This window comes from Escherichia sp. Lx600-2 (assembly GCF_036662595.1).
Lineage (GTDB): Bacteria > Pseudomonadota > Gammaproteobacteria > Enterobacterales > Enterobacteriaceae > Escherichia > Escherichia coli.
This window is the reverse complement of record NZ_JAYQWM010000003.1, coordinates 112,772-124,335: the sequence shown is the minus strand read 5'-3', so window position 1 is coordinate 124,335 and position 11,564 is coordinate 112,772. Positions and strand designations below refer to the sequence as shown.

General features: G+C 50.6%; 9 protein-coding genes and 1 pseudogene. 8 read left to right on the top strand and 2 right to left on the bottom strand.

What is annotated here, in order from left to right:
* Window positions 1–139 precede the first annotated feature (139 nt).
* The 6 genes from lolA to dmsC all read left to right on the top strand — a co-directional run bounded on the left by lolA (window position 140) and on the right by dmsC (window position 7,664).
* Window positions 140–751, top strand: a complete 612-nt coding sequence (gene lolA / locus OQV04_RS01970) for an outer membrane lipoprotein chaperone LolA (protein ID WP_001295343.1) — start codon at window positions 140–142, stop codon at window positions 749–751.
* Window positions 752–761: 10 nt separating this feature from the next.
* Entirely contained in the window at window positions 762–2,105 is a 1,344-nt protein-coding gene (gene rarA, locus OQV04_RS01965; RefSeq protein WP_000067755.1) for a replication-associated recombination protein RarA, read from the top strand.
* A 90-nt stretch (window positions 2,106–2,195) separates the two neighbouring features.
* Window positions 2,196–3,488, top strand: coding sequence for a serine--tRNA ligase (serS, locus tag OQV04_RS01960; RefSeq protein ID WP_000886683.1), 1,293 nt, complete (start codon window positions 2,196–2,198; stop codon window positions 3,486–3,488).
* A 238-nt stretch (window positions 3,489–3,726) separates the two neighbouring features.
* Window positions 3,727–6,171, top strand: a complete 2,445-nt coding sequence (gene dmsA / locus OQV04_RS01955) for a dimethylsulfoxide reductase subunit A (RefSeq protein ID WP_000850303.1) — start codon at window positions 3,727–3,729, stop codon at window positions 6,169–6,171.
* A 10-nt stretch (window positions 6,172–6,181) separates the two neighbouring features.
* Entirely contained in the window at window positions 6,182–6,799 is a 618-nt protein-coding gene (gene dmsB / locus OQV04_RS01950; RefSeq protein ID WP_000213098.1) for a dimethylsulfoxide reductase iron-sulfur subunit DmsB, read from the top strand.
* Between the two features lies 1 nt (window position 6,800).
* The gene (dmsC, locus tag OQV04_RS01945; RefSeq protein ID WP_021574547.1) at window positions 6,801–7,664 is read left to right on the top strand and encodes a dimethyl sulfoxide reductase anchor subunit DmsC; all 864 of its coding nucleotides are present in this window, start codon (window positions 6,801–6,803) and stop codon (window positions 7,662–7,664) included.
* Window positions 7,665–7,699: 35 nt separating this feature from the next.
* On the opposite strand, the gene ycaC is transcribed toward dmsC, so the two are convergent.
* On the bottom strand, window positions 7,700–8,326 hold the full coding sequence (gene ycaC, locus OQV04_RS01940) for an isochorismate family cysteine hydrolase YcaC (RefSeq protein WP_000165876.1): 627 nt from the start codon (window positions 8,324–8,326) through the stop codon (window positions 7,700–7,702).
* 314 nt (window positions 8,327–8,640) lie between these two features.
* Here ycaC and OQV04_RS01935 point away from each other — a divergent pair, with 314 nt between their 5' ends.
* On the top strand, window positions 8,641–9,789 hold the full coding sequence (locus OQV04_RS01935; RefSeq protein WP_032280639.1) for an MFS transporter: 1,149 nt from the start codon (window positions 8,641–8,643) through the stop codon (window positions 9,787–9,789).
* 209 nt (window positions 9,790–9,998) lie between these two features.
* Window positions 9,999–11,429, top strand: coding sequence for an APC family permease (locus OQV04_RS01930; protein ID WP_000918506.1), 1,431 nt, complete (start codon window positions 9,999–10,001; stop codon window positions 11,427–11,429).
* Here the strand turns inward: OQV04_RS01930 and OQV04_RS01925 are convergent.
* Window positions 11,430–11,540 (bottom strand): annotated as a pseudogene (locus tag OQV04_RS01925) (hypothetical protein); the annotation flags it as partial.
* Window positions 11,541–11,564: the final 24 nt, after the last annotated feature.

The window sequence follows — 11,564 nt, the reverse complement described above, 5'->3', positions numbered from 1 at the left end:
ATAAGGCGCGGTAGCGTCGCATCCGGCACTCTATCAACTGAAAATTCAGTATTTTCTTCTTTCCTCAAGCTGATTATTAGCCTGGAATAGAGAGTAGAGGGAACTCCCGATCGGGAGTGACGTAATTTGAGGAATAATGATGAAAAAAATTGCCATCACCTGTGCATTACTCTCAAGCTTAGTAGCAAGCAGCGTTTGGGCTGATGCCGCAAGCGATCTGAAAAGCCGCCTGGATAAAGTCAGCAGCTTCCACGCCAGCTTCACACAAAAAGTGACTGACGGTAGCGGCGCGGCGGTGCAGGAAGGTCAGGGCGATCTGTGGGTGAAACGTCCAAACTTATTCAACTGGCATATGACACAACCTGATGAAAGCATTCTGGTTTCTGACGGTAAAACACTGTGGTTCTATAACCCGTTCGTTGAGCAAGCTACGGCAACCTGGCTGAAAGATGCCACCGGTAATACGCCGTTTATGCTGATTGCCCGCAACCAGTCCAGCGACTGGCAGCAGTACAATATCAAACAGAATGGCGATGACTTTGTCCTGACGCCGAAAGCCAGCAATGGCAATCTGAAGCAGTTCACCATTAACGTGGGACGTGATGGCACAATCCATCAGTTTAGCGCGGTGGAGCAGGACGATCAGCGCAGCAGTTATCAACTGAAATCCCAGCAAAATGGGGCTGTGGATGCAGCGAAATTTACCTTCACCCCGCCGCAAGGCGTCACGGTAGATGATCAACGTAAGTAGAGGCACCTGAGTGAGCAATCTGTCGCTCGATTTTTCGGATAATACTTTTCAACCTCTGGCCGCGCGTATGCGGCCAGAAAATTTAGCACAGTATATCGGTCAGCAACATTTGCTGGCTGCGGGGAAGCCGTTGCCGCGCGCTATCGAAGCCGGGCATTTACATTCTATGATCCTCTGGGGGCCACCGGGTACCGGCAAAACAACCCTCGCTGAAGTGATTGCCCGCTATGCGAACGCTGATGTGGAACGTATTTCTGCCGTCACCTCTGGCGTGAAAGAGATTCGCGAGGCGATCGAGCGCGCCCGGCAAAACCGCAATGCAGGTCGCCGCACTATTCTTTTTGTTGACGAAGTTCACCGTTTCAACAAAAGCCAGCAGGATGCATTTCTGCCACATATTGAAGACGGCACCATCACTTTTATTGGCGCAACCACTGAAAACCCGTCGTTTGAGCTTAATTCGGCACTGCTTTCCCGTGCCCGTGTTTATCTGTTGAAATCCCTGAGTACAGAGGATATTGAGCAAGTACTAACTCAGGCGATGGAAGACAAAACCCGTGGCTATGGTGGTCAGGATATTGTTCTGCCAGATGAAACACGACGTGCCATTGCAGAACTGGTGAATGGCGACGCGCGCCGGGCGTTAAATACGCTGGAAATGATGGCGGATATGGCCGAAGTCGATGATAGCGGTAAGCGGGTCCTGAAGCCTGAATTACTGACCGAAATCGCCGGTGAACGTAGCGCCCGCTTTGATAACAAAGGCGATCGCTTTTACGATCTGATTTCCGCACTGCATAAGTCGGTACGTGGTAGCGCACCCGATGCGGCGCTGTACTGGTATGCGCGAATTATTACCGCTGGTGGCGATCCGTTATATGTCGCGCGTCGCTGTCTGGCGATTGCGTCTGAAGACGTCGGTAATGCCGATCCACGGGCGATGCAGGTGGCAATTGCGGCCTGGGATTGCTTTACTCGCGTTGGCCCGGCGGAAGGTGAACGCGCCATTGCTCAGGCGATTGTTTACCTGGCCTGCGCGCCAAAAAGCAACGCTGTCTACACTGCGTTTAAAGCCGCGCTGGCCGATGCTCGCGAACGCCCGGATTATGACGTGCCGGTTCATTTGCGTAATGCGCCGACGAAATTAATGAAGGAAATGGGCTACGGGCAGGAATATCGTTACGCTCATGATGAAGCAAACGCTTATGCTGCCGGTGAGGTTTACTTCCCGCCGGAAATAGCACAAACACGCTATTATTTCCCGACAAACAGGGGCCTTGAAGGCAAGATTGGCGAAAAGCTCGCCTGGCTGGCTGAACAGGATCAAAATAGCCCCATAAAACGCTACCGTTAATGTTATCGTTGCGGTAATGTTGTTACTGTATCCCTGTGGTCGCAGGCTGTGGCCACATCTCCCATTTAATTCGATAAGCACAGGATAAGCATGCTCGATCCCAATCTGCTGCGTAATGAGCCAGACGCAGTCGCTGAAAAACTGGCACGCCGGGGCTTTAAGCTGGATGTAGATAAGCTGGGCGCTCTTGAAGAGCGTCGTAAAGTATTGCAGGTCAAAACGGAAAACCTGCAAGCGGAGCGTAACTCCCGCTCGAAATCCATTGGCCAGGCGAAAGCGCGCGGGGAAGATATCGAGCCTTTACGTCTGGAAGTGAACAAACTGGGCGAAGAGCTGGATGCAGCAAAAGCCGAGCTGGATGCTTTACAGGCTGAAATTCGCGATATCGCGCTGACCATCCCTAACCTGCCTGCAGATGAAGTGCCGGTAGGTAAAGACGAAAATGACAACGTTGAAGTCAGCCGCTGGGGTACCCCGCGTGAGTTTGACTTTGAAGTTCGTGACCACGTGACGCTGGGTGAAATGCACTCTGGCCTCGACTTTGCAGCTGCAGTTAAGCTGACTGGTTCCCGCTTTGTGGTAATGAAAGGGCAGATTGCTCGCATGCACCGCGCACTGTCGCAGTTTATGCTGGATCTGCATACCGAACAGCATGGCTACAGTGAGAACTATGTTCCGTACCTGGTTAACCAGGACACGCTGTACGGTACGGGTCAGCTGCCGAAATTTGCTGGCGATCTGTTCCATACTCGTCCGCTGGAAGAAGAAGCAGACACCAGTAACTATGCGCTGATCCCAACGGCAGAAGTTCCGCTGACTAACCTGGTGCGCGGTGAAATCATCGATGAAGATGATCTGCCAATTAAGATGACCGCCCACACCCCATGCTTCCGTTCTGAAGCCGGTTCATATGGTCGTGACACCCGTGGTCTGATCCGTATGCACCAGTTCGACAAAGTTGAAATGGTGCAGATCGTGCGCCCGGAAGACTCAATGGCGGCGCTGGAAGAGATGACTGGTCATGCAGAAAAAGTCCTGCAGTTGCTGGGCCTGCCGTACCGTAAAATCATCCTTTGCACTGGCGACATGGGCTTTGGCGCTTGCAAAACTTACGACCTGGAAGTATGGATCCCGGCACAGAACACCTACCGTGAGATCTCTTCCTGCTCCAACGTTTGGGATTTCCAGGCACGTCGTATGCAGGCACGTTGTCGCAGCAAGTCGGACAAGAAAACCCGTCTGGTTCATACCCTGAACGGTTCTGGTCTGGCTGTTGGTCGTACGCTGGTTGCGGTTATGGAAAACTATCAGCAGGCTGATGGTCGTATTGAAGTACCAGAAGTTCTGCGTCCGTATATGAACGGACTGGAATATATTGGCTAATACCCAATTTTTCTGAATCTAAAAAGCGCCTGCGGGCGCTTTTTTTGTCTCCCTTTGATACCGAACAATAATTACTCCTCACTTACACGTAATACTACTTTCGAGTGAAAATCTACCTATCTCTTTGATTTTCAAATTATTCGATGTATACAAGCCTATATAGCGAACTGCTATAGAAATAATTACACAATACGGTTTGTTACTGGAATCAATCGTGAGCAAGCTTGAGTGAGCCATTATGAAAACGAAAATCCCTGATGCGGTATTGGCTGCTGAGGTGAGTCGCCGTGGTTTGGTAAAAACGACAGCGATCGGCGGCCTGGCAATGGCCAGCAGCGCATTAACATTACCTTTTAGTCGGATTGCGCACGCTGTCGATAGCGCCATTCCAACAAAATCAGACGAAAAGGTTATCTGGAGCGCCTGTACAGTTAACTGTGGTAGTCGCTGCCCGCTACGTATGCACGTCGTGGACGGTGAAATCAAATATGTCGAAACGGACAATACCGGCGATGACAATTACGACGGCCTGCACCAGGTTCGCGCCTGCCTGCGTGGGCGTTCCATGCGTCGCCGTGTCTACAATCCGGACCGCCTGAAATATCCGATGAAACGAGTCGGGGCGCGCGGTGAAGGCAAATTCGAGCGCATTAGCTGGGAAGAAGCCTACGACATCATCGCGACCAATATGCAGCGCCTGATCAAAGAGTACGGCAACGAATCCATCTATCTGAACTATGGCACCGGTACGCTGGGTGGCACCATGACCCGCTCCTGGCCGCCGGGAAATACCCTGGTCGCGCGGCTGATGAACTGCTGCGGCGGCTATCTGAACCATTACGGCGACTACTCCTCCGCGCAAATTGCGGAAGGTCTGAACTATACCTACGGCGGCTGGGCAGATGGCAACAGCCCGTCGGATATCGAAAACAGTAAGCTGGTAGTGCTGTTTGGTAATAACCCTGGCGAAACGCGAATGAGTGGCGGTGGGGTGACTTACTATCTTGAACAGGCACGCCAGAAATCTAATGCCCGCATGATCATCATCGATCCGCGCTATACCGACACCGGTGCCGGGCGCGAAGATGAGTGGATCCCTATTCGTCCGGGAACAGATGCCGCACTGGTTAACGGTCTGGCGTACGTCATGATCACTGAAAACCTGGTGGATCAGGCATTCCTCGATAAATATTGCGTTGGCTACGATGAGAAAACCCTGCCAGCCAGTGCGCCGAAAAATGGCCACTATAAAGCTTATATTCTGGGTGAAGGGCCAGATGGCGTGGCTAAAACACCGGAATGGGCCTCGCAAATCACCGGTGTTCCGGCAGACAAAATCATCAAACTGGCTCGTGAAATCGGCAGTACCAAACCGGCGTTTATCAGCCAGGGATGGGGCCCGCAGCGTCACGCTAACGGTGAAATCGCAACCCGTGCTATCTCGATGCTGGCGATTCTGACCGGTAACGTTGGTATTAATGGAGGGAACAGCGGCGCGCGTGAAGGTTCATACAGTTTACCGTTTGTCCGTATGCCGACCTTGGAAAACCCGATCCAGACCAGCATTTCGATGTTTATGTGGACCGATGCCATTGAACGTGGCCCGGAAATGACGGCGCTACGTGATGGTGTGCGCGGGAAAGATAAGCTGGATGTGCCGATCAAAATGATCTGGAACTATGCCGGTAACTGCCTGATTAACCAGCATTCTGAAATCAACCGTACCCATGAAATCCTCCAGGATGATAAGAAGTGCGAGCTGATTGTGGTTATCGACTGCCACATGACTTCATCGGCGAAATATGCTGACATCCTGCTGCCTGACTGCACCGCTTCCGAACAGATGGACTTTGCGCTGGATGCATCCTGCGGGAATATGTCTTACGTGATTTTCAACGATCAGGTGATTAAACCGCGCTTTGAATGTAAGACCATCTATGAGATGACCAGCGAACTGGCAAAACGTCTTGGCGTTGAGCAACAGTTTACTGAAGGTCGTACACAGGAAGAGTGGATGCGGCATCTGTATGCCCAGTCGCGGGAAGCGATTCCTGAACTGCCAACGTTTGAAGAGTTCCGCAAGCAGGGGATCTTTAAAAAGCGCGACCCACAAGGGCATCACGTTGCTTATAAAGCCTTCCGTGAAGATCCGCAGGCAAATCCACTGACCACGCCATCGGGTAAAATTGAGATTTATTCGCAGGCGCTGGCTGACATTGCCGCTACTTGGGAATTGCCAGAAGGCGATGTGATCGATCCACTGCCGATCTACACGCCGGGCTTTGAAAGTTATCAGGATCCGCTGAACAAACAGTATCCGCTGCAGCTTACAGGTTTCCACTATAAATCTCGCGTTCACTCAACTTACGGCAACGTTGATGTGCTGAAAGCGGCTTGCCGTCAGGAAATGTGGATCAACCCGCTTGATGCCCAAAAACGCGGTATCCACAACGGCGATAAAGTCAGGATCTTTAACGATCGTGGTGAGGTTCATATTGAGGCGAAAGTGACGCCACGAATGATGCCGGGTGTGGTCGCACTGGGTGAAGGTGCCTGGTATGACCCGGATGCAAAACGTGTCGATAAGGGTGGTTGTATTAACGTACTGACCACTCAACGTCCGTCTCCTCTCGCTAAGGGGAATCCGTCACATACAAACCTTGTTCAGGTTGAAAAGGTGTAAGGAGTAACCGATGACAACCCAGTATGGATTTTTTATTGATTCCAGCCGTTGCACCGGTTGCAAAACCTGCGAGCTGGCTTGTAAAGACTACAAAGATTTGACGCCAGAAGTCAGCTTCCGCCGCATTTATGAATATGCTGGTGGCGACTGGCAGGAAGATAACGGTGTCTGGCACCAGAACGTGTTTGCCTACTATCTGTCGATTTCGTGCAACCACTGCGAAGATCCGGCTTGTACTAAAGTCTGCCCGAGCGGTGCGATGCATAAACGTGAAGATGGTTTTGTTGTGGTCGATGAAGATGTGTGCATTGGCTGCCGCTACTGCCATATGGCTTGCCCGTATGGCGCACCGCAATATAACGAAACGAAAGGCCATATGACCAAATGCGATGGTTGTTATGACCGTGTTGCGGAGGGTAAAAAGCCGATCTGTGTTGAATCTTGTCCGCTGCGGGCGCTGGATTTCGGCCCTATCGACGAGCTGCGTAAAAAACATGGCGATCTGGCGGCCGTTGCGCCGTTGCCGCGAGCTCACTTTACCAAACCGAATATTGTGATCAAACCCAATGCCAATAGCCGCCCGACCGGGGATACCACTGGCTATCTGGCAAACCCGAAGGAGGTGTGAGATGGGAAGTGGATGGCATGAATGGCCGCTGATGATCTTCACGGTCTTCGGGCAATGTGTGGCGGGTGGTTTTATCGTTCTGGCTTTGGCGCTGCTCAAAGGCGACCTGCGAGCAGAAACCCAGCAGCGTGTTATCGCCTGCATGTTTGGCTTATGGGTGCTGATGGGCATTGGCTTTATCGCCTCTATGCTCCATCTTGGTTCACCGATGCGCGCCTTTAACTCGCTCAACCGGGTAGGGGCTTCAGCACTCAGTAACGAAATCGCCAGCGGTTCGATCTTTTTTGCTGTAGGCGGCATCGGCTGGTTGCTGGCAATGCTGAAAAAGCTGTCACCGGCATTGCGTACGCTGTGGCTGGTAGTGACGATGGTTCTTGGCGTAGTCTTTGTCTGGATGATGGTGCGTGTCTATAACAGCATTGATACCGTTCCGACCTGGTACAGCATCTGGACGCCGATGGGCTTCTTCCTGACAATGTTTATGGGCGGCCCGTTACTGGGTTACCTGTTGCTGAGTCTGGCTGGCGTCGATGGCTGGGCGATGCGTCTGCTGCCAGCCATTTCTGTACTTGCACTGGTAGTGAGTGGCGTGATGTCAGTGATGCAGGGCGCAGAGCTGGCGACTATTCATAGTTCTGTGCAGCAGGCTGCAGCGCTGGTGCCGGACTATGGTGCGCTGATGTCCTGGCGGATCGTGCTTTTGGCCGTTGCCCTGTGCTTGTGGATTGCACCACAGCTAAAAGGTTATCAGCCTGCGGTTCCGCTACTATCCGTCTCATTCATTCTGCTTCTGGCAGGGGAATTAATCGGTCGCGGCGTATTCTATGGTTTGCATATGACCGTGGGGATGGCCGTCGCAAGCTAATCAGTAACAACCGGGGTTTCGGCCCCGGTTCTCTTTTATTTCTGCTTCGTTAACGTGTCATAACTGGTCATCAAATTACGATAATCAGGAATGTGGTTAGAGAACAACGTCGCCAGTCCTTCAATATCATTACGCCAGTCACGGTGCAGCTCGCAAGCCACGCCGAACCATGTCATCAATTGCGCACCTGCTTGCGACATGCGATCCCATGCCGAATGCCGGGTAATTTCATTAAAGGTCCCTGACGCGTCAGTCACAACAAAGACATCAAACCCTTCTTCAATGGCTGAAAGCGCCGGGAATGCCACGCAAACTTCGGTTACCACACCGGCAATAATTAACTGTTTTTTACCTGTCGCTTTGACTGCTTTTACAAAATCTTCGTTATCCCAGGCGTTAATATTGCCCGGGCGAGCAATGTAAGGTGCATCGGGGAATTGTGCTTTCAGTTCTGGAACTAATGGGCCGTTAGGACCGGTTTCAAAACTGGTGGTAAGAATAGTTGGTAAGTTGAAATACTTAGCCAGGTCACCCAGCGCCAGCACGTTATTTTTAAACTTATCGGGTTCGATATCCCGTACAAGGGAAAGTAAACCAGCCTGGTGATCAACAAGCAAAACGGCAGCATCATTTTTATCAAGACGAACATACGGTTTGGTCATCCTCTTCTCCTTTCGAGAGTCAGTGGTACGTCTGAAATCGGTCAGACGCGATGCATTGCTCTGAAAGCTTAGACGGGAAATATGAGTTTGCTGTGACCATGAAATTTTTCGACTGAACGAAGCGTATGAAATTTGTGTTAGATCAATAAAAACAATCAGATGAGATTAATCATCTCTTCAGTATTAGCGTTATGAATGAGTAATATAAATCGATAATACCGCCGTTGCGATATGCGCGTATTTTCACCCATTGACAATGTTTTTGGCGGTGGCATGATGCGCATGAAATTTGAACTTCCTCACGGTTTTAATTCATGTCCACGTATACCCGGCCTGTCATGCTTTTGCTGTCTGGCCTGCTTTTGTTGACTCTGGCGATCGCGGTGTTAAATACACTCGTGCCGCTTTGGCTCGCCCAGGAACACATGTCCACATGGCAGGTAGGCGTTGTCAGCTCATCCTATTTTACCGGCAACCTTGTCGGTACATTGCTGACAGGGTATGTCATTAAATGCATTGGCTTTAACCGCAGCTATTATCTGGCCTCCTTCATTTTTGCCGCTGGCTGTGCCGGCCTTGGCCTGATGATTGGTTTCTGGAGCTGGTTGGCGTGGCGTTTTGTCGCGGGCGTCGGCTGTGCCATGATTTGGGTAGTCGTTGAGAGCGCGCTGATGTGCAGTGGGACGTCACGTAACCGTGGGCGTTTGCTTGCTGCGTATATGATGGTTTATTACGTGGGAACGTTTTTAGGCCAGTTACTGGTCAGCAAAGTCTCAACCGAGCTGATGAGCGTATTGCCGTGGGTTACAGGTTTGACGTTGGCAGGGATCTTACCGCTGTTGTTTACGCGTGTCCTGAATCAGCAGGCTGAAAACCATGATTCGACGTCAATTACGTCAATGCTAAAACTCCGTCAGGCGCGGCTTGGCGTGAATGGCTGCATTATCTCAGGAATCGTTCTGGGATCTCTATATGGCCTGATGCCGTTGTACCTCAATCACAAAGGGGTGAGCAATGCCAGCATTGGTTTCTGGATGGCGGTACTGGTCAGTGCGGGTATCCTCGGACAATGGCCGATTGGACGTCTGGCGGATAAGTTTGGTCGACTGCTGGTGTTGCGTGTTCAGGTCTTTGTCGTCATTCTCGGCAGTATCGCGATGCTTAGCCAGGCGGCGATGGCCCCAGCGTTATTCATCCTCGGTGCCGCTGGCTTTACGCTATATCCGGTGGCGATGGCCTGGGCTTGTGAGAAAGTTGAACATCATCAACTGGTGGCGATGAACCAGGCCTTACTGTTGAGCTATACCGTGGGAAGTCTGCTTGGCCCGTCATTTACCGCTATGCTAATGCAGAATTTCTCCGATAATTTATTGTTTATCATGATCGCCAGCGTATCGTTTATCTATTTGCTGATGCTGCTTCGCAACGCCGGTCATACGCCGAAACCCGTTGCTCACGTGTAAATGAATTCAAGCAGAGTGTGAACTTACTGTTTCACACTCTGCTTTTTTGTTTCTTCTATCTGACTTGCTTTTTTCCAAATTTTATTCGTTTAAAAATAAAATGTGCAGCAGGTTATAATTTTGCATTTCGCTATTTCCGCACTTCTTATTTGCCGCGCATAATCCCTCGTTTTACAGATGCCCCTTTAATTTTGGCGAAGGATTTGTCTATGGCTGGGAATGTTCAGGAAAAACAGCTGCGATGGTACAACATTGCGCTGATGTCTTTTATCACTGTCTGGGGTTTTGGCAACGTTGTTAATAACTATGCCAACCAGGGGCTGGTGGTTGTTTTTTCATGGGTGTTTATCTTTGCGCTCTATTTCACACCTTATGCGCTAATTGTTGGACAGTTAGGCTCGACCTTCAAAGATGGGAAGGGCGGGGTCAGTACCTGGATTAAACACACGATGGGACCCGGACTGGCTTACCTCGCCGCGTGGACCTACTGGGTGGTGCATATTCCCTATCTGGCACAAAAACCCCAGGCAATACTGATTGCGCTCGGTTGGGCGATGAAAGGCGACGGTTCGCTAATCAAAGAATATTCAGTCGTAGCGTTACAGGGGTTAACGCTGGTGCTGTTTATCTTCTTTATGTGGGTTGCTTCACGCGGTATGAAATCGCTGAAAATCGTCGGTTCTGTGGCAGGGATTGCGATGTTTGTTATGTCGCTCCTGTATGTGGCGATGGCGGTAACCGCGCCTGCGATTACTGAAGTGCATATTGCGACCACAAACATTACCTGGGAAACGTTCATTCCTCATATCGACTTTACCTACATTACCACTATTTCAATGCTGGTTTTCGCGGTTGGCGGAGCAGAGAAGATTTCTCCTTACGTTAATCAAACGCGCAACCCAGGAAAAGAATTTCCAAAAGGGATGCTATGCCTGGCGGTGATGGTTGCGGTTTGTGCCATTCTGGGCTCACTGGCGATGGGGATGATGTTTGACTCGCGTAATATCCCGGATGACTTAATGACTAACGGTCAATATTACGCTTTTCAGAAGCTGGGCGAGTATTACAACATGGGTAATACTTTAATGGTGATTTACGCCATTGCGAATACCCTGGGACAAGTAGCTGCGCTGGTATTCTCGATTGATGCCCCGCTTAAAGTGCTATTAGGTGATGCTGACAGCAAATATATTCCAGCCAGTTTATGTCGTACCAACGCTTCTGGTACGCCCGTTAATGGCTATTTTCTGACCCTGGTGCTGGTGGCAATTCTGATTATGCTGCCGACTCTCGGCATCGGTGATATGAACAATCTCTATAAATGGCTGTTGAATCTTAACTCGGTAGTGATGCCGCTGCGTTATTTATGGGTATTTGTTGCATTTATTGCAGTCGTTCGCCTGGCGCAGAAATATAAACCAGAATATGTCTTTATTCGTAATAAGCCTCTGGCAATGACCGTCGGGATTTGGTGTTTTGCCTTTACCGCCTTTGCCTGTTTGACGGGGATCTTCCCGAAAATGGAAGCCTTCACTGCAGAGTGGACCTTCCAGTTGGCGCTGAATGTTGCAACGCCGTTTGTGCTGGTAGGATTAGGACTGATATTCCCGCTGCTGGCGCGTAAAGCGAATAGTAAATAATTATTGTGGTCGGTGACGCTGACTCTGGCAGATCTGACCCGTTTTTACATAATCGAGAAATGCGCGCAAGCCGCAGGACATATACTGGCGGTTTGGGTAATACATTTGGAAGCTGTGCTGTAAGGGCGTTAGAAA

Bases quoted from the DNA above. Each gene is read 5' to 3' on its own strand.
- OQV04_RS01935 (WP_032280639.1), top strand. From the start codon at position 8,641: ATGTCCACGTATACCCGGCCTGTCATGCTTTTGCTGTCTGGCCTGCTT.
- dmsC (WP_021574547.1), top strand. From the start codon at position 6,801: ATGGGAAGTGGATGGCATGAATGGCCGCTGATGATCTTCACGGTCTTC.
- OQV04_RS01930 (WP_000918506.1), top strand. From the start codon at position 9,999: ATGGCTGGGAATGTTCAGGAAAAACAGCTGCGATGGTACAACATTGCG.
- serS (WP_000886683.1), top strand. From the start codon at position 2,196: ATGCTCGATCCCAATCTGCTGCGTAATGAGCCAGACGCAGTCGCTGAA.
- lolA (WP_001295343.1), top strand. From the start codon at position 140: ATGAAAAAAATTGCCATCACCTGTGCATTACTCTCAAGCTTAGTAGCA.
- ycaC (WP_000165876.1), bottom strand. From the start codon at position 8,326: ATGACCAAACCGTATGTTCGTCTTGATAAAAATGATGCTGCCGTTTTG.
- dmsA (WP_000850303.1), top strand. From the start codon at position 3,727: ATGAAAACGAAAATCCCTGATGCGGTATTGGCTGCTGAGGTGAGTCGC.
- dmsB (WP_000213098.1), top strand. From the start codon at position 6,182: ATGACAACCCAGTATGGATTTTTTATTGATTCCAGCCGTTGCACCGGT.